A 21,905-nucleotide genomic window follows, 5' to 3' on the forward strand; every position below is an offset into this window, starting at 1 on the left:
GCGTAGATAATACGCTAACTTGTTTTCTCTTCCCCACGCTTTTTTTCGTTCACCCGCTACGGTGTAATCACTTTTTCAATGGGCGGCAGAAAATCCAGGCATTTCAGGACTCGTACTATGAAACGATGCGGCTGATTGGCTTGGAGAGGGGGTTGAAGGGTTCCAGAGCCAAGCACGAGGATATAAAGGATTTTTACCGGATAGTAGAAACGGGACGGAACCTGGAAGTCTCAAAGTTGAATTTGGAGCAAATCAAAGCCAAAGCCGCAGATCGAGACAGGGCAGCCCGACAACTTCAAGAAATGGAAGCAACAGCTACTTCCCTGGCTCAAGCTAATGAACTGCTTCAACAACGCCTTGCCCAATTAGAGAAAGAGAAAGAAAAATATCGACAACAAACTCAGCAGTTGCGTGACTTAGCCTTAGAGGATGTAGCTTGGGAGTTGGGTTTAGACTTAGAATCCAGCCAATCTAATTCTTGGGTAGGTCATGGCCACATCATTAATATAAATGGGGATAAATTTCAGTCCGCCTCGCCAGGAGTAGAAAAGGGGGGTGGGGCAATTGACTTAGTAATTCAGGTGAACAATTACAATTTGCGGCAGGGTTTGGCGTGGCTCAATGACAGATTTGGACTTCAGGGGGCAGAACGAGCAGCGATCGCAGCAGTTAAGAAACAAACAGCAGATATTCTTCAAACCGAACCAGCACCCAAGTTTGTGCCACCAGTTGAGGATAAAAGCAAGTGGCCTGGAGTACATGATTACTTGACTCACTTGTGGGGGCTACCATCAAACTTTGTATACGGATTTCACCAATCGGGGTTGATTTACGCCGACTCTAAGCAAAATGCAGTGTTTGTAATGCGAGATTTAAACCAACAAGTTAAAGGGGCTTACCTTGAGGGAAGTGAATTTAAGGGCTTGGCAATTGGAAGCGATCGCACAAACAGTTGGTTCCATTTCCAGTTGGGTGAGCGAGGAACGAGCAAAGTAGAAAAAGTGGTACTTTGTTCCTCAACGATTGATGCTTTCTCATACGCAATGTTGGAATATTCCAAAACTGGGTCAATACCAAAACAGCGAACACTGTACATGGCACTTGCTGACCCCAAAAGTACACCAGTGGAGCGATTAGAGGATATTTCTCAAATCAAAACAGCGTTCAACTCCGATGAATTCGGGGAAGCCACGGCACTAGCTGTTAAGAAATTACTGCCCCAGGTCAGACGCTCTAGACCCAAAACAGTCTCTTGGAATCAGGATCTGCTACTTGAAAAGTCCCTACAGCAGCAACAACAGCAACAACAGCAGCGTAAGTCAGAGGCAGATTTGAGTCTTTAGTGGCGATTGCTGCTTGAGTGCGAATAAAAAAGAATGCACAGAAGTATGAGAGATTTGGGTACTTCAGGCTGTGAGTAGAAAGTGAGTCAGCCTTTATTATCAGTTTGATGCTCAATAATTTACCCATGAGTTCAGAACTGATAAAAAGAATATTTTCTTTACGCGAACAGAACAATCCCTTAATAGCAGTGGAATCTCCATTGCAGGAGAGGATAAGTTTACTCGAAAATCTAACTAAAGAATGCATTAATCTTGGTATTAATTGTTATCTCTGGATGTTAGAGGATGACAAATTATACCAGTTAAGAATGAGTGATCCTGGCTTGGCATTTTCAGAAATTAAAGAGTACAAGAGAATCGCTTTCAAAGTTGTACGCGAAGATTCCTTTGAAATTTTGCGGTTTTGGAAGACAACCCAGTTACAAGGGATTTTGATCCTGGAAGGGATATACCCGTGGCTTGGACAAGGAGCGACGGATGCGGATTCCTTCCTGACAGCAGAATGGATTAAGTCAGCACTGATTAACATTAAGCTTTACAACCATAACTCCAGTAAAACAGCTTTGTTGCTGGGGTCAAACGCAAGCCTCAAGTCAGATATAGCTGGTCTAATACCCACAATTACCCAAGAGTTACCCACAGTTGAGGAAATTAGCGATTATCTGCCACAAATATTACCCGACTCAATTACACTAGTTCAAATCAATGAAATAGCGAATACTTGTGTAGGGATGTATTTGGCAGATATTGAAACAGGGGTAAAAACTGCCCTAGCAATTGACCAAGCCCCTTTGGGGCAGGGTGTGGGGTGTGGGGTGTGGGGTGTAGAGAAAGAGATAGCCCCAACAACCGTCTTCGTACAAGCCCCGTCTTTACTACACCCCACACCCTACCCCCCACACCCTCTTTTTGACAACAGTGAATTAGTCAAAAAAGTTTCTGCTTATAAAATTGAGTTACTCAAACGAGTTTACAATGTAGAATTTCTGCAACCGATGACAATTCCAGTCGGGGGACTGGAATTAATGCAGTCAGCATTTAAGGGATACAAGCGGCTTCTGACACCGTTGGCGAAGTCTTACAACTTGCGGCTACCAAAAGGTGTTTTATTGATTGGCCCACCCGGAACAGGTAAATCTCACTCGGCTAAGGCTTGTTCTCAAATACTGGGATTACCCTTGGTAATCGTGGAGTGGGGTCATTTCCGCAGTTATGGAAATATGGCGGAATACAAACTCAAAAAGTTATTGGCACTGGTAGACCGAATTAATCGTATAATTTTTTACCTCGATGATTTCGACAAGGGATTTGCCGGAGATGATGATTTATCACGAAGACTTGCGGGAATGTTACTCACTTGGATGCAGGAAAGAACAAGTGATGTATTAATAATTGCTTCTGCCAATAATATCCAATGGCTACCACCAGAGTTAACCAGAAGTGGACGGTTTGATGAGATATTCAAAATCGACTTACCAAACAACGGTGAAAGACATTCTATATTTAAGATTCACCTAGCAAGATTTGATAAACGCTTTGCTGATGATGGAAATGCCTTTACCCCAGAAGAATGGCAAAGATTATTGAAGGTAACACATCGCTGTGTAGGCGCAGAAATTCAGGCAATCGTCGAAAGGGCAGCAGTCTCAATATTTTGTCAGTCCTTTGGTGAACAAACTCCAGCAACAGACGATTTGCCGCCATTACAAATTACCCTAACTGCACTATTAGAATCAAGAAAAAGCGTAAATCCTCTGGCAATACGTGAAGCTGACCGAATAGAAAGTATGCGTAATAAGGCAGATTTGCAAGGACTACCATCTAGTCCGGTGGATTCATCAATATATAGTCTGGGCGATATCGATATTTTTGGTAGTTAATTTTATGCAAATACTGAAATCTCAGTCAAAAATCGATTGGTATGCTGCTGGCTTGAAGCTGCTAAACATCGCTGGACCAATTGCTGGGGTGTCAGTAATCTTCTTCACAGCAGTAGTATCTTATATCGAAACTCGTCCCCAAAATTTGCCTATTCAGTATAAGCTTACGATAAATAACCAGACCTTTTATTTAGAAGCGGCAAATAAAACACAAGAACTAGAGAAAGGACTCAAATGGAGAAATCATTTAAACACAGATCGCGGAATGTTGTTTAACTTGGGTCGAGAGTATAATAATGTACCGTTTTGGATGCACCAAGTCAAAGTGCCGTTGGACATTATATACCTTAAAAATAATCTGGTGACAACAATAATCCGCAATGCGCCACCATGCCAAAAAAATCCTTGTCCAATCTATTACGGTGTCGCTGCGACCCAGGTTTTAGAACTCAAAGCGGGTGCTAGTAATATTCAAGTTGGGCAGAAATTGATGATAGAGCCTATACTTAAAAAGCTGTAACAAATATTCTCTGTAGCCAAAAGAACTAGTTTTTTTTGTACTAGAGTCTGTAGGATTTTAAAAGTGAGTTGTGAATAATGTATTTGAAGAAGAATTCAGAAGTCAGAAGTCAGAATTCAGCAATCTTGAAGCTCTCTACGAGACGCTAGCGCATAACTTGCTTAAAAGTAGGGGTACGCAGACTTGCTTATAGCATTGCTATGCCGTAGGCTTTACGCTGGGCTATCCGCCACTCGTACAGAATTCATACCTCTTTTCTGACTCCTGACTCCTGAATTCTGTTTTGATAAGATTTCATCCGTTCACAAATTATGCAAATATCAGACTACGAAAATCCCAACACAACAAGCTTTGAGACAAGACAAACAGCAGCCTTACCATCAAGAAAAAAGAAAGTAATTGAAGGTAGCACAATTGGGCTGATGGGAGTAACAGGAGCATTAATGATTCTGGAGATGTCAGTCCACAACATAATGCTTGGAGGATTGATGATTGCAGGAGCAATAGCAGTTGCAATTCCAAAACAAACACAGGCATTGCTAACAAACTTTGAAAAGCTACAACGGAAATGGGGAGTAAATTTATATGCAATATTGTTTGCATTTCTGTCGGTAATATTTCTCTTGGATTTTGCTTCTTCGCCAGCCGAAGCACAGTTTTTTAACAATGCTCAAACCTGGATGACTGGTGCTTTCGGCAATGCTGGTAACGGACAAACACAAGCAGTTATACAATTGTTCTTCAACGTATTGAGAGGTTTATTCCTACTCTATATAGGTATCAGTTTGGTAAGTATTGCTCAAGCAGCCCGAAATGATGAAGATTGGCAGACATTAGCCAGGACTCCATTAATTATTGTGCTTTCAGTCTTTGTTGGAGACTTAGTTACCGGCTTAATTACTGGAGCATAACTGTTAAAAACTACACCCATTTATTCGCAGCATTTCTGGAATGAGAAAAAGTGCCCTGATTCCAGAAATGCTTCATATTAACAAGCAATAAAAAAAGATGAGAGATGAAAATAAATTTAGAAGTGTAAATAGAATCTTGGGAGATAGACCCCGATTAGGCCCATTTCCCGCCGATCAGATTTTCCCTTGGTCAGTTATAGCAATATTAAATGTATTCGTTTTCAACTATATATTGAAAACAAGTTGGTTAGGCACAGGATTAAGCATCGCTTGGGGATGGGCTACATGGTGGTTACTTTCATCAAATCAAGAATTTTTTGGCAAGTTTGTGGCAGTGCCTCGAATTAGCAGAGGATATAAACGGCATAACTATAAAACTTATGATCACAAAGCAGACAGATAAGATCAAGAAACAAAGATTAGAAACCGAGCAAATTAATGTAGTAAAAACTCTTACCCCCTTTGAAGACATTATCCATTTAGCTGGGGTTTGCGATATTGCTTTGGGAGGGAGAAAAGGCATAGGAGCATTAATTCTCAAAAATGGGGAATCGATTCAAATCAAATTTTGTTTTGATTGCGTAGGAATTCATTCTAACTTAGCCTCGGAGCAAATCCTCCCAATCTTTGAGAGCATAGAGGCAGGTTTAAAAGAGATCCCATCAGGAGAGTCATTAACCATACATTTGGGTTCCTTTACAGACGATTATTCGCGGCAATCAGAATTAGAATCTATCGAAACCAATTGTGATATTGAGCAATTGAAATTACTAATTAGGAGTGAAAGGTTACGAATCAAAGAACTAACCCACTCGGGAGTCAGGAAGAACAAGTTTTTAAGATTATGGTGTACTTATACAGCGTTAGCTGAGTCAGAGAGAAGCCAAGACATTGTAGAATCGGCAATCCGAAAGTTAGAAAAACTTTGGTTTAAATTCACCGGAGAAATTCACGCTTTTAACAATAGTAGAATTGAAAATATTCTCAAGAATTCATTTAGCGACGGTTTTTTGCAGTGGGAATCGTTGCTGAGTAACAAAATGAAACTAGGGATCAAAGTTTTGAGCGCTGAGGATATTTGGAAAGTCTTATGGCATCAATTTAACCTCACATCACCGACACCAATTCCTAATCCCTTAGTGATTAGTCAAACTCAAGGATTAGTAGAAACTCAAACAAGTGATTTTCACATTCGGCATCATCTGTTGGAGAATGAAGAATCTGTTCCATTCTTAGATCGGCAATGGGTAAAGATTCAAGATAAATATATTGGAGTGATGAACTTTAGCCAAAAGCCGGGGGGCTGGATAGATGAACGCTCTCAATTACGATATCTTTGGGAATTAATTTCCAAAGAAAGTATCTCAGATACAGAAATTATCTGTCAAATCACTAAAGCTAATCAGGCAATTACCAAAACTAATTTACAACGCCTTACTAAACAGTCAATTACATCAACAGCCTTATCAACAAGTAAAGGAAACATTGATGTCAAAGCCGGAATAAATATTGAAGAATCTGTAGAGGCACAACGAACCATTTACAAAGGGAGCGTTGTCGTTTATACCGGAGTAGCTTTTCTTGTCCATAGAAAATCGACAAGAGAACTCAATGAGGCTTGCAAATACTTAGCTTCCTACTTTTTAAGGCCAGCAGCAGTAGATCGAGAAAAAGAATACGCCTGGAAGACATGGTTGCAATGTTGTCCATTTGTTTGGGAGCCACTGCTGGCAAAACCTTTTAACCGCAGATTACCTTATTTCAGTTCCGAAGCGCCGGGGCTGATGCCTTTGATTCGTACAGCTACAGGAGATCGGGCTGGCTTTGAGTTGATTGCCGAAGAGGGAGGTACGCCAGTACACCTGGATTTGTACAAACAGCATAAAAATATCGCAGTTTTTGGTGCAACTCGTTCGGGGAAATCAGTACTGGTGGCAGGAATTTTAACACCTGCACTTGCTCAAGATATACCAGTAGTAGCGTTAGATTACCCCAAACCAGACGGGACATCGACATTTAGTGACTATACGAATTTGCTAGGTAAGGATGGTGCATACTTCGATATTTCCAAAGAGTCGAATAATTTGTTTGAACTACCTAATTTGAGGGGGATGGATCAAGAAACCATTAATGAAAGATTGAATGATTTTAAGGAATTCTTGAAATCAGTCTTAATGACAATGGTGATTGGAACTAGCGTGATTGGCGTTAGCTCTTCCATGATTACTAATATTGAATCAATCATTGCCCTAGCCTTGAAGACATTTTTTAATGATGATGAAATCAAAGTCCGGTATAAGTTGGCATTAGCCGCAGGAGTTGGCACTAAAGCTTGGTTGGACACTCCTACATTACAAGATTTTTTGAATTATTGTTCGCCAGCATTTCTCAAGATAGATTCTATAGCCAGCAATAGCCAGGAAATTTTATCAGCCTTGGAGCAAATCAGGTTGAGATTAAAGTACTGGCTCTCAACGAGAGTTGGAGAATCAATTAGTCGTCCCTCAACTTTCCGAACTGATGCTAAGTTGCTGGTATTTGCACTGCGGAATTTATCAAGTGAGGCAGATGCAGCTATCTTAGCTTTATCAGCTTATGCCGCAGCCCTTCGACGTGCTTTGTCTTCTAAAGCCAGTATCTTTTTCTTGGATGAAGCGCCGATTTTATTCCAATTTGATGCGATCGCCGAGTTAATAGGAAGGCTTTGTGCCAATGGTGCAAAAGCAGGGATACGGGTGATTCTCTCGGCTCAAGAACCAGAAAGTATTTACCAAAGCAAAGCCGCAGCGAAAATCTTCGCCAATATTACAACCCGATTGATCGGCAGAATCCAATCATCGGCAGTAGATCCCTTTGTTGATAGATTTAAATATCCTTACGAAATCATTCAAACCAATAGTACAGAGGCTTTCTATCCAACAAAATCCGGCATTTACTCACAGTGGTTATTGGATGATTTAGGCAAACTTACATTCTGTCGCTATTATCCAGCACACTGTTTATTGTCCGCAGTCGCTAACAATCCTTATGAACAAGAATTACGAACTCTATTCTTGAAAAAATATCAAGATAATCCAATACTTGGACAAGTCAAGTTTTCTGAAGATTATATCAGAATGGTTCGGGGAGAGTCGTTATCTTCAACAGCCCAAGAATTGCTTAGGGGTTGAACTTCTAAAACCTTAGTAATCACATCAATTTAGAATCCTTCTTCATCAATTCAAGGTAAAAAAGGGAGTATTTCAGTATGAAGGGACTTAAAAAGATTAGTCTAGCTGTCATTATATCTAGTGGAGTTACAAGTCTATTAATTGCTGCACCGAGTTATGGAATATCACTAGACCTAAATACTTTTTTGGCTTCAATTAGGAATCAGATTCAGAGCGAAATGAGCCAAATTAGCAGTATAGCTTCAGATAAAATTAATAATTTCTGGGCAGCAGCCCAAGAGGATGCTAATTCCGCAATTAATGGGGCTACTGGTGTAATGGGTGCGCCAGATCCAGTTGAAAGTGGTCAGCGTTTGAAAGTATCCTTAGCATCCGGCTCTGATTGGGCAACAGCATCAACGCAAGCACAATACTTACAGCGAGAAATTACTAAAGCATCAGTCTCTGGTGTATTAGGGCAACAAGGTCAGCAAGATACTGTCAACAAAATTGATCAAACTACACAAACGGCTCAAGATGCTTCAAACCTGGGACAGGAAGCGCAAGAGATGAATGCCTCACAGAATATTTTAAAAGTAATAGCAGCCCAAAATGGTCTGGTGGTTTCGATGCTGGCACAACAGCGCACTGATTCATTGCAATCACGCTCTGATACCGCACAGTCTAATATGATGCTGACGCAGATTGCAGAACAATTAACAGCAAATCGCCAAAAAGAAGATATTCGAGAAGAAGGATTAATTTCTCTCAATCTCGAAGTTGTAGGTATGTCTGTGCTAGATCCTACTTATTCACCCTGAAGAAAGTGTGATCGGGGTGGGAGGGGTGGGGAATTAGTCGAGTAACCAGTCATCTGGATGGGTAATGATTTCGACTAATTCACTAAGGACTTGATTATAACGAGCGTAGAGTTCTCTTCCTTGCTCAACTGTGAGGTACTCGCATTTCACTGCAAACTTTAACCAAACTTGAGTTTCTGCTGCCTCCGATTCACAATCATTCAGTTTAGCGACAAAAGCATCTCTATATCTCCGTTTTTTCCAAGCCCCTGCCAAATTAGCACAAACTGAACGAGACGAGCGACGGATTTGAAAGGTTTTTGAATATTTTTCTTCAACTGGAAACTTTTTAGAATGTTCAAAAATTTGCATTGCTGTCTCAAATGCTAATTGATAAATGGCTAAGTCCTCATGAGTTATAAAATACTTTTTCCCTTTCTCTTCCATTTTCTTTAATCTTCACTGCTCTTTTATCCATCTTCTCACACCGACCACACCTCCCTTAGACCTCTTATGCAAAAGAAAGGATTCTTGTATGTATTTATTAGCGCAACAAGCGATTGGTGATGATTTAGTCCAAAAAGCATCTCAAACTTCTGCATCAATATCGGCAGGATTTGATGACTTGTGGAATAAAACTTTAACCGGGGAACTGTACAACAATATATGTACAGTCGGGGCATTATTTGCGGTTGCAACATTAACTTTTTTCATGATTGAGTGGACAAAGCAAATGATCAATGGCGATGAGCAACGAGCTTTCACTGATTTTATCTGGCCCTTGATTGTGGTGGTGTTGTTGTCAAATCATGGCAAAGTGCTAGGAAACTCGACGTTAGGGATTAGGAACTACATCAACAATGTAAATAATATGGTGTTGGTACAAACGGCTGAAGGGCTAGATTTAAGAGTCGCATTTCAAAAAGCAGCAGGGGTATCAGCTGCTCGTAGTGCTATCGGATTAGCAATTGAAAGATGTCGCAGTTCTTCATTACAGCCGAATGAATCAATTGCTTGTCTACAACAGGCTAAAGAAGATTTAAGCCAAAAATACCCGGAAGCTTTTGATCAAAATAGTGGCCCCTTCAAATGGCTGATGGATGGGATAGATAAAGTCATTGAAGCTCCGATTGATGCAATAAAAAACAAAAGAAATCCACTTCAGATATTATTTTCTTCCATTAGTGGTTTTATTGGTTCTGGCGTTACTTCAATAATTTCATTAATAATGCTGTCGATGAATGGCTCATATCAATGGGCAATTGAATTAACAATGTTAGTTACAGCATTTATCGGGCCGCTTGCTGTTGGAGGTTCTTTATTACCTTACGGAGCAAAATCAATTTACACTTGGCTGATTGGTTATTTCAGTATTGGAATATGTAAACTCTCTTTTAACATGATTGTTGGTTTTGCTGGACAATTAATTTCTGATTCTCAAGCAGATCAACCAATGTTCTTCCTGTTTACAATTGGCATTTGCGCTCCCTTCTTGGCTACGGGATTAGCCGCAGGTGGTGGTTTAGCACTGTTGCAACAAATTAATAAAGCCTCAGAAACTTATGGTGCGATTGCCGCAGAAGCTGGCATTGCAATAATCACTAAAGGCTTTAGTTTGGCGAAGTCTAGGAAATAAGAGATATGGTAAACACGAAAAACCGAAAATTAGAGCCGTTACAACTACTGCAATTTAATAAATCCGTCCCGACAAGAATTGGAATAATTTCATTAGTAGGATTTTCTTGTGCAGTACTTTCATTACTATTGCAATTTATCAATTATGGAGCAATCAGAGGATTAAGCAAAAAGCAATTAGCTTTAGTACAGTTAGATGATGGCAAAACTATTACTGCTAAATCAGTAAACGAAAATCAACGTTCGCCAGAAGTAATTAAGAAGTTTGTTGGCGATACGTTCACTAGAATGTTTAGCTGGGATGGGTTAGTGAAAATTTACAACGACAAGGGAGAAGTAATTACCAAGCAAGACAAAGGAATAGATATTGACGCAACAAGTGGAAAAGAGAAAGTTACAACTAAGGCTTATGAAGCTGCTTTTGCAATTAGTGAAAATCAGAACTTTCGAGCAGCCTTTTTACAAAAGCTGGCACAACTCACCCCCAGCAAAATATTTGAAGGAAATATGCAAGCATCTTTAATTCCTCGTTATATTGGAGAGCCACGATTAATTAGAGATGGGGTATGGCAAGTAGATATCGTCGCAACTATTGTGACTTTTACAACTTCTGATAATACGGGACAGGGAATTACCTTCAATAAGACTGTAACTGTAGAAGCAGTGAATACGCCACAAGAAATTACTGCTCAAATCACTGAACTTTCTCGGAAAATCTATGAAGCTCGTAGCGCTGGTTTAGAAATTACACAAATCAATGATTTAAAACCTTAATAATTATGTCACTAAAAAATGAACCCCAGAATTTGACTATAGATCAAATCTTGAGATTTTCAGAGGATACAAATGATGGACAAAGGAGAGAAAAGCCGGAGCCGGAAGACTCCGAAGAATTTCCATCGATTACCAGGCACACTGTCAGTACTTCTCCTTGGTCAAGATTGGGGATAATCGCTATTCCTTTTGGCTTAGGGTTTTTAGTAATCTTTTATTTTCTCAATGGCATTTTCAATCCTGGTAGAAGTTCAGAAGCGATAACTGCTAAAGCTGATAAAATATCCCCCGCTTTGGAGAAAGTTGAGCAAAAAGATGGTGATGTCTATGCCAAATTAGCCTTGAATAAACAAGAAGATGAATTGAATAAAATTAATCAGAGTAAGGAAGAAGTTTTTGTTAATAGTAAGCCTGTAAGTGTTGCAGCTTCACCACCACCATCAACAGCTAGACCTGTAGCACAAACACAAAGTCCTAGCCCTAGACGAGATTACGTTCCGAGTAGAACTAACTCGACTATTTCATCACCACCTCGTAATCAAATATTGCCAAGAATTAGTAATCCTGTTAGGACTGTTACGCCGAAAACAGAAACGCCAACAGACGTGATAGCTGAATTTAATCGACTTCGCAGCTTAGGATCTTACGGAAAAATCGCTTATACACCTACTTCAAATAACCAGCAGATATCAACAGGGGTAACATCCTTTCAAACGCCGAATACAACACGAATTCAAGTACAGCCACCCAATAGTGCTTATAGAACACAGCAAATACGCCCTAACTTTTCTAACAGTACACCCACAGAAATTGAGAAAATTCGCCCTCGTTGGTCAGCCGATTCTAAATCTGATAAACAAATAGCAGATGGTAATTACTTGCCTCAAGAAAACCAAATTCTACAACAGCGTAAAACTCGCTATTTAGTTGTTGGGGAATTCGCAAATGGTGTTTTAGTGACTTCAGTTGTCAAGCAGCAAAGCGAAAATCGCTTCCAACAACAGCAAAATCCAGATGATAGTAAACGATATGTTGCTAGATTAACGGCTGATTTGCATGACAACTATGGAAATGTGGCAATTCATAAAGGCACTTTATTGGCCGTTGAACCCCTACAGGTTAATGGTGGCTCTTATGTAAGTGTGCAAGTCACCAGCATTATCAAAGATAACACTGAGTACCCAATTAGTAGCGGTGCAATTTCTGTATTAGGAGAAGGCGGGAAACCGTTGTTAGCTAACCCTGTCCAAGATCAGAAAGGGGGAGGTTCTGACTTGACTGTGGGATTAGTCAGTGGTTTGGGTCAAGTAGGAGCAATCCTGAATCAATCTGATTCCAGTAGCAGTGTAGTTAATTCCGCTACAGGGACATTTAGCTCTAGCACGACTTCAAACAGCCAGCGCAATATTGGCGGGGCATTCTTGCAAGGTGCTTTTGGCAAGCTTAGTGACACCATTGCTCGCCGTGCAGAAACTTCTAACCAACAAATCACCCCTCGTCCCAATGTTTGGTATATCCCACAAGGGACGAAGATTACCTTTTTGGTGAACCGTTCTCTGGAGTTGCCATGAAGAAGTTAAAACTCGTGACAGCGTTCCACCTTGGGGTTGCTGCTTTTTTGGCAGTGTGTCTAGTTCCAGTCAAAACCTATGCTCAAAGTACAGTCTGCACCATAAAGCAATCTCAGGTTAGTGGTAGTACTGCCAAGCTACAAAAAATTCAAGTCTGGAATGGCTCAGGCGTATCAATTTCGTTTTATGAAGTCTTAGAAATGGTAAAGCGGGTGTGGATTGACGATCCCTCGCAAGTTTTGATTGACACTGATGGTTGTTTAGAGGGAATCGATCAGAACTGTCAAAACAGTAGTGCCGGATTACTTCACTTACGCCGGATTAAAAAGCTTCCGGTTCCAGGACTGCCGCAAACAAGTGCAACTTTGCTTACAGTGATTACTCAAACTGCTTCTGGCTCGCGCAAAGTTTACCACTTTCAAGTTACCCCATCTAATTCCCGTCCTGAATACAGTCAAGTGTCAATTATCTCGGATAAGCCATCTTCAAGAGTTACTCGACCCTTATTATCGCCATTAGTACAAACCACCAGAATTACAAAACAAATCAGAGCAGGGATGAGCGTAGCAATTAGTAATGATTTGCTCTCCTCATCTGATGAACTTCACAATCGGATTGAGCAATTCTTGACTCATTTTCAAGCTGGAGAGCAAATGCCTATTGCTGCTTTTCAGGCTGGTGTCTCACTTAATTTAGTTAACAAATTAATCGAGCTTGGACAAAAAAACGGGGCAGAGGGACAAATATGAAATCATCAAAGCGTTCGCCCAAAATTAGTTTTGACATGGTTCGCTATTTAATACTGTTTGGATTACTTGGAGGATTGTTCATTCACAGTTTTTGGAACTATGGAATTATGAATCAGGTAATCGGATTTCTGCTGCCCAAAGCCTCAGCACAAGTCCCATTTGTCAGTAGCAACAATGGCTTGATTCCAGACTGGTCAAAAATGAAGTTTCAAGACATGATTGTATCTGAATCTGGTAATGTGACTTACCCATCCCTGAGAGGGAATCAGACTAGAACTTGGCAAGCTGGACAAAGTATTGGCGATTTTATGGAGCTTGGAGATTTTGAAGATGCCAATCTGAATATTGAAAAGCTTACCCTAAGAGCGATATCTCAGGCATTAGCTATTGATTTAGATGGTTTAAAGCTTGATGATTTTGGAGTCATCAAAACTCAAACCCTTAGCGATTTAGTCAAAGCTATACCTGAATTAGCTAATCAATCAGCCAGGAATGTAGCACCAATAGCTGATTTTTTTCGCCAAATGGGTATCAGCACTAATCAAAGAATTGGTAATGTTGCTAATTATTACAACTTAGACAATATCCCTCTCGGCAATGAAATTGATTTGTCTAAATACAAGCTGACATCGATTCCGGGAATTGAAAACTCATCATTTAATGAATTTGCTAATTGGCAAGATACTCTCATTTCAGACATTCCCGGATTGAAGGATTTATCTTGGAATAATTTTCCTACCGTGCCAGAGCCGGATCTGTCTTTTGTTGGGCAAGTAGATTTGCCCTTGGGAGATATAGAAGCTAACCGGATTCGCAGCATTTCTGGCAGTTATCAAGAAGGTTTTAATGTCCCTTGTAATCAAAATAATTGCGTCCACTTTGAAGCTTCAGGTCTTGGTCAGACTACTGGAGCGCAATGGATTTCGGGGAAAGTCCAGAAAGTTAAAGGTGGCTATGGAATTTTAGCTGTAGCTAATGGTGGTCTTGAGCCAACTGGTCGTCATCCCTTTGGTAAATCATTTAAACAAGTTGTTTGGGATATAGATGAATCAAGCGGTTCCGTTAACACTGCTATGTTTTTCCGTTTCTGCAAGACTATTCCCTTTGTTGGTCGCACTTGTACCCCCTATTTTATCGGGCCAGTGCCATTCATTACTTACCATGAAAAAGACCCAATTATTTTTGGTAGTCCTTCTACTGTTCCTGATTAACTATTTTTACCAAAAAGGGAGAAAGGGTAAAGGAAAAACTAAAAACCAATTAAGAATACTTACAAATCTAACTCTTTCCCCTACATCCTGTCCTTCACAAGGGTTTTACGCCTACAAGCGTGCTATTCCCCATTCCCCATTCCCCTTCTTCTTCATGTGATGAGCAATAATCTGACTACTTCTGCAAACAACCAACCATTTCATTTTGAACAGTTACAAAATCCACATAGCGACATTGGCAAGTACACTCATCATTTATTTACACCCAGTGGATTAGCAATTATAAGTATGTTGGGTGCTTACATTTTAATGAGAGTATTTTTTGGCGATGGCAGTAATAAAAAGAAGATTGCTACTAGCTATTGGGGAGGAAGAAAGGAGAATAATACAGCTAAGAAAAAAGCCTTGCAACAGATACAATCTCCTCGGTGTGATAGTGTAGCTTTGTATATTGGTAAACATCAATTCAAAGGTATAAAAAAACAAAGTGGTAGTGGAGGTGTGCCGATTTATGTACCAGAAGTGCAAAGGGGAACTGCTGCTATTGGCGCACCCGGAAGTGGGAAAACTTTTAGTGCCATTAACCCCATGTTATTTTCCGCAATTGACCAAGGTTTTCCTATTTTACTATATGACTTTAAATACCCATCTCAGGCGAAAATCGCTGCTTATGCTAAAGTTCTTGGCTACGATGTTCATATTTTTGCCCCTGGTTTTCCCGAATCAGAAGTTTGTAATCCTCTAGATTTTTTAAGAGATTCTTCTGACGCTGAAAACGCTCGGCAGATTGCCACGGTCATCAATAAAAACTTCCGCATTCTAAATAATTCTAATGAAGATGGATTTTTCGGCCCGTCTGGGGATCAGTTAACCCAAGCTGTATTGATGTTAACCAAAGAGTTTGGAGATAGAGCAGATGTCATGACCAGTGCTGCCATCTTGTCTAGTGAGCAGATGATTGCGCGGTTAATGTCTGCTAATCTCAACCCTTGGGTCAAGATTGCCTTTGGTCAGTTGTTCAGTTCCGCCGCAAGTGAGAAAACTGTTGCCGGGATTGTTGCCACAGCTAGTATCATGTTTACCCGCTTCATGGCTAAGAACACACTCGGTTGCTTTATTGGTAAAACGACTTTACCACTCTCAATCAAGGGTAAACAAATGATTATCTTTGGTTTAGACAGAGAGCGCCGCGATGCTGTTGCACCCTTGATGACTAGCGTTCTCCACATGACCATCGCCCGAAATATAGCCAAAAAAAGGCAAGACCCTTTGATAGTTGCATTGGATGAATTGCCTTCCTTGTATCTGCCCGATTTATTCAGATGGCTTAATGAATCACGAAGTGAGGGTTTTTGCGGCATCCTCGGCTGGCAGAACATGGGGCAACTTGAGAAGAATTATGGACGCGAAGTTGCTAAGACTATCCTTGGTGCTTGTAGTACAAAATTTATTTTTAACCCAGGGGAGAACGAATCAGCACAACTGTTTTCTTCCTTTCTGGGAGATGAAGAAATTAGGTACAAACACAAAAGCCGTTCTACTGGTGGTGGAAAGAGTAATAACACCATTAGCGATCAAGAAAAAACTAAAAAGCTCTTTGAGTCGGCCCAGTTTTTGAAATTACCAGCCGGGAAGTGTGTTTTTATCAATCCTGCATACTCCAATACAAAAGAGGGGTCTGTTCCTCAGTTAAAAAGTATCAACATTCCCCAATTTCTCCGAGATATCGATAGATACAACGAAAAAAAATGGAACCCCGTTGTCAGTAGGTTAGCTCGAAAAAGTACCCAGAGATATCCGACTCAGTACGACTTAGATTTGAGAGTGGATGATGTCAATAAACGTTTCCCTCTACCTGTTAAACAAGACAATAATCCTAATAACAAAGTTTTGAGCGTTGGAGAAATTAAATCAATTTTAGACAAAAAATAAGAATTCAGGAGCCAGAATCCAGAAGTCAGAATAATTAAATAATTAGGACAAGGTTTGATAAATAAATATTTTAATTCTACTGAACTTCTTATAAATTCTGACTCCTGACTCCTGACTCCTGTATTCTGCTTCAAAATGCTCAGATTCCAATTCCAGGGATAGTAAACAATGAGAATGATGATTAAGGAATATGCTCTTTCTGATTTTGAGATAATTAACCAATTCATGCAGACATTCACCATTCACTCCGGTAATCTTGTTAACATTCATGCTCCCGCTTGGATAATTAATAGTTATCAGGTTTTTAGTAAGCAAAGACCGAGATTAAAAAAGGTCGGAATTTATGTTCATATTACTTTGAAAAATTTCCCGATTACTCTATCCTCAGACGTTTCTGAACAAATTCTCAATGAATATATCCAAGGCATCGGCTGGGATGATTTACAATATGTCACTTTCCTAAAATTTCATCAAGACTCTTTAGAATTCCATCTTATTTTTAATCGGGTGATGGCATCGGGGGAAGTGATTGACTTAAATTGTCTCGGTGCTAAATCACAGCAGTATGACGTTTTACAAAAATCTTTAATAAATATTATCAAGTCAGGCAGGAGGCAGAAGCAAGAACTGCCTCCTTCAATAAAACAACTTTGGGAACTGAGGTAAAATATGTTTGACGAACGGCATTTACAACTGGTTTCTAATTATGCTAAAAGCAGCGATTATTTTGCCAGGAATGTCATAGCACCTTTAATAAAATATGTTTGCGCCGACACTGTAGAACAGTGGAATAAAAGAGCAAGAATTGAACTAGGAAAAGATACTTATGCTCTTAAACTTGATGGAGGTGGAGGTTATTCTTGGACAAAAGTTGATCCCAAAACTAATAACTTTGTAACAGTAGACCCAGAAGAAGCTAAAGAAGTTGAAAAAATTGTCGAACAATCTTTAGCAAATACAAACGCTCGTCAGCATTCGCCAGCTTCTACAGAATCATTATCAACGAATACATTTATAACCGACTCCAGGACAAACAATTCTTTAATCTCTGATCATTCTCGCTCCGAAATAGAGTTCTAATATGGATGAATTCGTTAATTTACGCCCAAATCATATCGAGCCTAAACACTGGCATGAACTGGTAGTTGATAGCGCCATTCATCCGATTATTGCCTCTGCTAATTTTAAGTCTTTATATTATGATTCCATAGAGCAATCCCATGAATCTTGGGAATATTTGATGTATAGTGACCAGATTGAGCGTAAAAATGCTGGTCGCTTAGGTGATAAAACTCTCCAAGTTTACGCATATCTTGATTCTACTGATGGTTGGTGGTGTGATGCTGGAGTTGACCCCCGCACTTTCTGTGATTTACAACCTGGGGATAAACCAAAAGAGAAACTTTGGGGCTGTTACAAACCTGATTCTCCTAGACCTGATGCCCAAAAAACTGGGAAATTTATCAAATATGAACATCCCTACAAAGTTGAACTTAGTATCTTCTTATTAGAAGTACCAAAAGAAATTGCTGAACTGATTTACTTCAAAGCTGGCGTTAATCCAAGCCAAAGCGATCGCCAATCAGGATTTTGGTTTTCTGTGTGGAAACACAATATACCAGTAACAATTGTTGAAGGGGCTAAGAAAGCAATGAGAATCTGCTTTGACCATGATTCCAAAAATAAAACTCAAGTCAACGTCGGCAAAGCTTTAATTAAAACTAGTCAACTTTTGGTCGATCATGGGGCTAAAGTCATTGTCATCACTTTACCCGGGCCAGAAAAAGGTGTTGACGATTTGATTGCCGCACAAGGCGCAGCTGCTTATGAAAAGCTCAAAGCCTTGGCGGTTCCTTTTGAAGATTGGCAGCAAAATAACCCTTTACCTGACCTGCGACAATTTATTTTTCTCAAAAATGGACAAGAGTTAAAGCTTAAGAGTCTGGGAAGTGCGGAGAGTGTGGGGAGTGTGGGGGGAAGTGAGATTCTCCTCACACCTTCTACAACTCCCACACCTCCCCTACCTCCCCTACCTCCCCTGCGTCCTCTATCTCCTTTATCCTGTACTCACCCTCTGTATGCTGCTATCAAATCTATACAAGTACAACAGATATCATTAACCCAGCAAACAGAGTCAAAAATTGCAGATTTTCCACAAACTAATTCCCAAACAAATGATCCAGTAATTATTCCCGAAGCCTCTCTGACTCCCCTGCGTTCTCTATCTCCTTTATCCCGTACTCGCCCTCTGTATGCTGCTATTATCAAATCCATACGGATACAACAAGCATTATTAACCCAACAGATAGAGTCAAAAATTGCGCCTCTTCCGCAAACTAATTCCCAAACAAATAATCAAGTAATTATTCCCGAAGCCCCTCAATCTCAAGTTAGTCCGCCTTCAGAACAGAGCAGCACTCATAACTCACAAAACACGGAATCAATATCAGTCGATGAATTAGACGAATTAGATGAATTAGACCTATTGAAACGCCGTCGTCGCCAATCCGAAATTATTTCTGACACCATAGAGGATAACAAAACTTTTGTTGAAAAACCCTCTAGTGTTAACAAGGATTCTTTTGAATCTAGCAGCATACCTACTGGTAACAGTTGGGTCAATATCAAACAGGTAACAGTTTATAAACAAACAATCCCTCGAAGGTTTTTAGAAGCTAAACAAAATCAAGACATTGCTTTTGCTGCTACAGAGCTTGTGAAGAATTATGGCGTTCAACAAGATGATGGCTCTACAGTTTATCGTGCCGATGCTTTTCTTATTAAAAAGAATAAATCTACTTATAGTATTCATCGTCGTCAAACGACAAACTTAGATAATCCAATTATGGAGTTTGAAGCCTCACAATATCATATTAATATTACTCAAAAACCTTTAGATAATTTTTTACCTATAGAACGCCAGGAGTTTTTAACGGTTGCAGATACCTTAAAGCAAGGCAAAGAGCTACCCTCCGAGGGTGAAGACCCCAGGAAAATTGCTAACAGTCTAAGCTCTCTTTCTCCTGATGGCACTCATAAAATACTTGAAAGTTTTAAATCTTTAGAAGTCTTAAGGATACTTACAAGTACCCTAGAAGCCTTTAACTCTCACGATTTAGAATTAGGTAATTATCGCATTACTTATACTCCTAATGATGAAAATAGTGGTGATATCAAGCTTTTAAAAACTGAACATAACGGAACTAAAAGAGTTGCTGTACACTTAGAATTGAGCCGTACTGATGAACAAATGAGTCATCAAGTTCACTCTATGGCTATTAACTCATTAGAAATTGACAAACTCAGGCTGATGGCAACTAAACTTCAAATCCCAACAATTAATTCTGCTGCTAATGCTCATGCTACTCGTGATATCCCTTTGCCACTTCATCCTGCATTAGCTGAAGTTTGGAGCTTACTGGAAACTTCTGTCAGATGGACATCTGGAGCAAACCAAGGTAACGAAGGTTTTCGTGAGCGATTTCAAAAAGACCCCAATGCTAAACTAACTTTAGGTGAGCAGTCACAACTTTATTTTAAATTTTTAATTCAAACTAAAGAAGAGATTATTCTTTATGGGAAAACTGATATTATTTTGCCACCACTTAGCGAAATCACAGAGGATTTAAAATTGTTACGTGAACAATCTATTAATAATTTTTATAGCCCGAAGATTTCCCAAAATGCCGAAACACAGAAGCCAACTCAGGAAAAACCTCACAATCCAGAACCTAAATTAAACAACTTAGAAGTTTAGTATGCAATCCACAGATGTTAGAGAAACTATCGCCTCCATTAATCGTGGGAGTGGAATCTCGAATAATATGATGGCTTATCGACTGGCTCTCATGATGGAGAGAGTGCCACAGAGTACAGTGCAATCACCCATTGAATTAGATTCCCAATCGCGTCAAAATCTTAAAGATAATCTCAGAACTATTTTGACCAAAAGCACTCAAAATATTGAAGATTATAGGCAACAACTTAAAAATCAATATCTGGCTGAATATTCTCAAAAGTTTGGTGTATCTCAACCCGAAAAAACTGTGACTGAGCAGCCTAATAATTTCTCTAGAGTTGAAAATCTAATTACCCAAAGAAAGCATATATTCCTCCAACAAATGATGGCTCAAAGGGAACCAAACGCTAATTCAACTCCCTCTACACCAGCAAATCAAGAGGTTAATAAACAACATCAAGGCGATGACTTTAGCAAAAAGTCCCTGATTCCTGCCGTTGTTCAAACTATCATTGCTAAAGGTCAAGATACTAAAAATGAAGGCCGCGTTTATGAAGGCGTTCTTTATAGACTTCAATTACTTATTAAAGAAGGTATACAGTTTATCAATATTAACCGCAAAACCCAATCCAATCAAAAAGCTTTTGCTGCATATAAAGACCACACCAACGAGTTTACAATTACCTCAAATAATCTCTCAACTGAAGAAGCACAAAAAATAGTTGCTTTTAATCAGCAACGGATTACAAAACAACAAGCTCAATCTCCTATTCAAACTGATAAAACTCAGGAATTTTCATTTGATAAAGATGATAATCCCGATCTTGGAGATTAGGCGCATTCAACTAAAATATCCCATCACTAATCCAAATATAAATCCACTGATTAAGAGATACCGTCTTAATATTGGATTTATTTTCACAAAAGGAGCAATTATTGTTGCAAGAAATATGTAAAATGTGGCTTCAAATATATCAGTGCTGAATGTGATGACGGCAGCGATAAACAGCCCACCAAATATCAAACATCCAACTACATACTCTATCTTGTCCCATAGCTTAGTGTCGTCCAGGTAGCGCATGAGTTAATCTCGACTTTTTCGGGATTGTAGCATCTACTCCATAATAATTGTTTACTTGATAGGGAAATTTTATTGTAAATATCGTTCCCTTACCGACAACGGAATCTACAGACAGTTTCAGCCCATGAGAATAAGCTACCATCATTGCAATATACAATCCTAACCCGGAGCCAGGTGAAGAAATAGTCCCACGATAAAAAGGTAGAAAAATATTCGCCAAATCCTCTGGTTCAATACCAACGCCTGTGTCTTCAATTAAAACTACCAAGTCATCACCCTGGTTCAACAATCGCAAGAATATATCACCTGTCTCTGTGCGATTATCAAGAGATTTCTGGAATTGAGTCATCGTCAGAGTATAAAAATTAAAGGCAAAAGGTACAATGAGTTGCCTACAACTCAAGAAATTGAAATTCTCAAATTAATTGCCAGTGGCTACTCCAATAAAGAAATCGCTAATCAACTTTTCATCAGTATTAGCACAGTCAAATCCCACACTGGCAACCTTTTTCTCAAGCTGGGAGCTAGAGATCGGGTCAATGCCATTATTAAAGCTCAAAGTTTTGGCTACCTAGAACCTTCGCCGCAAGACTGGAGAGCTATTGGGTAG

At 39.7% G+C, this 21,905-nt stretch carries 20 protein-coding genes; 18 read left to right on the top strand and 2 right to left on the bottom strand.

All coding sequences use genetic code 11. From position 1 onward, the window contains the following. From HWQ39_RS09935 to HWQ39_RS09965, 7 genes are all read left to right on the top strand, one after another. Positions 1-1,343 (top strand): DUF3991 domain-containing protein (locus HWQ39_RS09935; protein WP_292843774.1); only part of this gene is annotated, 1,343 nt, incomplete at its 5' end. A 125-nt stretch (positions 1,344-1,468) separates the two neighbouring features. Continuing rightward, positions 1,469-3,223 (top strand): ATP-binding protein, encoded by a 1,755-nt coding sequence (locus HWQ39_RS09940; RefSeq protein ID WP_292843776.1) that lies wholly within the window; start codon positions 1,469-1,471, stop codon positions 3,221-3,223. 4 nt (positions 3,224-3,227) lie between these two features. Next, on the top strand, positions 3,228-3,743 hold the full coding sequence (locus tag HWQ39_RS09945; RefSeq protein ID WP_292843778.1) for a DUF192 domain-containing protein: 516 nt from the start codon (positions 3,228-3,230) through the stop codon (positions 3,741-3,743). A gap of 311 nt (positions 3,744-4,054) precedes the next feature. Further along, positions 4,055-4,654, top strand: coding sequence for a hypothetical protein (locus HWQ39_RS09950; protein ID WP_292843779.1), 600 nt, complete (start codon positions 4,055-4,057; stop codon positions 4,652-4,654). 97 nt (positions 4,655-4,751) lie between these two features. Beyond that, positions 4,752-5,057, top strand: a complete 306-nt coding sequence (locus HWQ39_RS09955; RefSeq protein WP_292843781.1) for a hypothetical protein — start codon at positions 4,752-4,754, stop codon at positions 5,055-5,057. Then, positions 5,035-7,824 carry a hypothetical protein gene (locus tag HWQ39_RS09960; RefSeq protein WP_292843783.1) on the top strand — a complete coding sequence of 930 codons (2,790 nt, stop codon included), beginning with the start codon at positions 5,035-5,037 and terminating at the stop codon, positions 7,822-7,824. Before HWQ39_RS09955 ends, HWQ39_RS09960 begins: the two co-directional genes overlap by 23 nt. A gap of 77 nt (positions 7,825-7,901) precedes the next feature. Continuing rightward, positions 7,902-8,624, top strand: coding sequence for a hypothetical protein (locus HWQ39_RS09965; protein WP_292843785.1), 723 nt, complete (start codon positions 7,902-7,904; stop codon positions 8,622-8,624). Positions 8,625-8,657: 33 nt separating this feature from the next. On the opposite strand, the gene HWQ39_RS09970 is transcribed toward HWQ39_RS09965, so the two are convergent. Continuing rightward, on the bottom strand, positions 8,658-9,050 hold the full coding sequence (locus tag HWQ39_RS09970; protein WP_292843787.1) for a four helix bundle protein: 393 nt from the start codon (positions 9,048-9,050) through the stop codon (positions 8,658-8,660). Positions 9,051-9,138: 88 nt separating this feature from the next. On the opposite strand from HWQ39_RS09970, the gene HWQ39_RS09975 reads away from it, so the two are divergent. The 10 genes from HWQ39_RS09975 (at position 9,139) to HWQ39_RS10020 (ending at position 21,049) form a co-directional block, all read left to right on the top strand. Next, the gene (locus HWQ39_RS09975; protein WP_292843789.1) at positions 9,139-10,239 is read left to right on the top strand and encodes a hypothetical protein; all 1,101 of its coding nucleotides are present in this window, start codon (positions 9,139-9,141) and stop codon (positions 10,237-10,239) included. A gap of 5 nt (positions 10,240-10,244) precedes the next feature. Next, positions 10,245-11,012: a hypothetical protein gene (locus tag HWQ39_RS09980; protein WP_292843791.1), complete on the top strand. Its 768-nt coding sequence runs from the start codon at positions 10,245-10,247 to the stop codon at positions 11,010-11,012. A 5-nt stretch (positions 11,013-11,017) separates the two neighbouring features. After that, positions 11,018-12,583, top strand: coding sequence for a TrbI/VirB10 family protein (locus HWQ39_RS09985; RefSeq protein WP_292843793.1), 1,566 nt, complete (start codon positions 11,018-11,020; stop codon positions 12,581-12,583). Continuing rightward, entirely contained in the window at positions 12,580-13,332 is a 753-nt protein-coding gene (locus HWQ39_RS09990; protein ID WP_292843795.1) for a hypothetical protein, read from the top strand. Before HWQ39_RS09985 ends, HWQ39_RS09990 begins: the two co-directional genes overlap by 4 nt. Then, positions 13,329-14,543, top strand: coding sequence for a hypothetical protein (locus HWQ39_RS09995; protein WP_292843797.1), 1,215 nt, complete (start codon positions 13,329-13,331; stop codon positions 14,541-14,543). The genes HWQ39_RS09990 and HWQ39_RS09995 overlap by 4 nt, the downstream gene beginning before the upstream one ends. Before the next feature lie 159 nt (positions 14,544-14,702). Then, a complete protein-coding gene (locus HWQ39_RS10000) occupies positions 14,703-16,475 on the top strand; it encodes a type IV secretion system DNA-binding domain-containing protein (RefSeq protein ID WP_292843799.1) in 1,773 nt (590 codons plus the stop codon). A gap of 174 nt (positions 16,476-16,649) precedes the next feature. After that, a complete protein-coding gene (locus HWQ39_RS10005) occupies positions 16,650-17,141 on the top strand; it encodes a hypothetical protein (RefSeq protein WP_292843801.1) in 492 nt (163 codons plus the stop codon). 3 nt (positions 17,142-17,144) lie between these two features. Further along, complete coding sequence (locus HWQ39_RS10010; RefSeq protein WP_292843803.1) at positions 17,145-17,555, top strand: hypothetical protein; 411 nt, start codon at positions 17,145-17,147, stop codon at positions 17,553-17,555. A gap of 1 nt (position 17,556) precedes the next feature. Beyond that, entirely contained in the window at positions 17,557-20,232 is a 2,676-nt protein-coding gene (locus HWQ39_RS10015; protein ID WP_292843805.1) for a DUF3854 domain-containing protein, read from the top strand. A 1-nt stretch (position 20,233) separates the two neighbouring features. Beyond that, the gene (locus HWQ39_RS10020) at positions 20,234-21,049 is read left to right on the top strand and encodes a hypothetical protein (RefSeq protein ID WP_292843807.1); all 816 of its coding nucleotides are present in this window, start codon (positions 20,234-20,236) and stop codon (positions 21,047-21,049) included. Between the two features lie 223 nt (positions 21,050-21,272). Here the strand turns inward: HWQ39_RS10020 and HWQ39_RS10025 are convergent, their stop codons facing one another. Continuing rightward, complete coding sequence (locus HWQ39_RS10025) at positions 21,273-21,644, bottom strand: HAMP domain-containing sensor histidine kinase (RefSeq protein ID WP_292843809.1); 372 nt, start codon at positions 21,642-21,644, stop codon at positions 21,273-21,275. A 39-nt stretch (positions 21,645-21,683) separates the two neighbouring features. On the opposite strand from HWQ39_RS10025, the gene HWQ39_RS10030 reads away from it, so the two are divergent. Then, on the top strand, positions 21,684-21,905 hold the full coding sequence (locus HWQ39_RS10030) for a response regulator transcription factor (RefSeq protein WP_292843811.1): 222 nt from the start codon (positions 21,684-21,686) through the stop codon (positions 21,903-21,905).

The sequence above is a fragment of the Nostoc sp. NMS8 genome, assembly GCF_017115045.1.
Lineage (GTDB): Bacteria > Cyanobacteriota > Cyanobacteriia > Cyanobacteriales > Nostocaceae > Nostoc.

Bases quoted from the DNA above. Each gene is read 5' to 3' on its own strand.
- HWQ39_RS09950 (WP_292843779.1), top strand. From the start codon at position 4,055: ATGCAAATATCAGACTACGAAAATCCCAACACAACAAGCTTTGAGACA.
- HWQ39_RS09970 (WP_292843787.1), bottom strand. From the start codon at position 9,050: ATGGAAGAGAAAGGGAAAAAGTATTTTATAACTCATGAGGACTTAGCC.
- HWQ39_RS09940 (WP_292843776.1), top strand. From the start codon at position 1,469: ATGAGTTCAGAACTGATAAAAAGAATATTTTCTTTACGCGAACAGAAC.
- HWQ39_RS10005 (WP_292843801.1), top strand. From the start codon at position 16,650: ATGATGATTAAGGAATATGCTCTTTCTGATTTTGAGATAATTAACCAA.
- HWQ39_RS09975 (WP_292843789.1), top strand. From the start codon at position 9,139: ATGTATTTATTAGCGCAACAAGCGATTGGTGATGATTTAGTCCAAAAA.
- HWQ39_RS09965 (WP_292843785.1), top strand. From the start codon at position 7,902: ATGAAGGGACTTAAAAAGATTAGTCTAGCTGTCATTATATCTAGTGGA.
- HWQ39_RS10010 (WP_292843803.1), top strand. From the start codon at position 17,145: ATGTTTGACGAACGGCATTTACAACTGGTTTCTAATTATGCTAAAAGC.
- HWQ39_RS09980 (WP_292843791.1), top strand. From the start codon at position 10,245: ATGGTAAACACGAAAAACCGAAAATTAGAGCCGTTACAACTACTGCAA.
- HWQ39_RS10025 (WP_292843809.1), bottom strand. From the start codon at position 21,644: ATGACTCAATTCCAGAAATCTCTTGATAATCGCACAGAGACAGGTGAT.
- HWQ39_RS09985 (WP_292843793.1), top strand. From the start codon at position 11,018: ATGTCACTAAAAAATGAACCCCAGAATTTGACTATAGATCAAATCTTG.
- HWQ39_RS10015 (WP_292843805.1), top strand. From the start codon at position 17,557: ATGGATGAATTCGTTAATTTACGCCCAAATCATATCGAGCCTAAACAC.
- HWQ39_RS09990 (WP_292843795.1), top strand. From the start codon at position 12,580: ATGAAGAAGTTAAAACTCGTGACAGCGTTCCACCTTGGGGTTGCTGCT.
- HWQ39_RS09995 (WP_292843797.1), top strand. From the start codon at position 13,329: ATGAAATCATCAAAGCGTTCGCCCAAAATTAGTTTTGACATGGTTCGC.
- HWQ39_RS10000 (WP_292843799.1), top strand. From the start codon at position 14,703: ATGAGCAATAATCTGACTACTTCTGCAAACAACCAACCATTTCATTTT.
- HWQ39_RS09960 (WP_292843783.1), top strand. From the start codon at position 5,035: ATGATCACAAAGCAGACAGATAAGATCAAGAAACAAAGATTAGAAACC.
- HWQ39_RS10020 (WP_292843807.1), top strand. From the start codon at position 20,234: ATGCAATCCACAGATGTTAGAGAAACTATCGCCTCCATTAATCGTGGG.
- HWQ39_RS09945 (WP_292843778.1), top strand. From the start codon at position 3,228: ATGCAAATACTGAAATCTCAGTCAAAAATCGATTGGTATGCTGCTGGC.
- HWQ39_RS09955 (WP_292843781.1), top strand. From the start codon at position 4,752: ATGAGAGATGAAAATAAATTTAGAAGTGTAAATAGAATCTTGGGAGAT.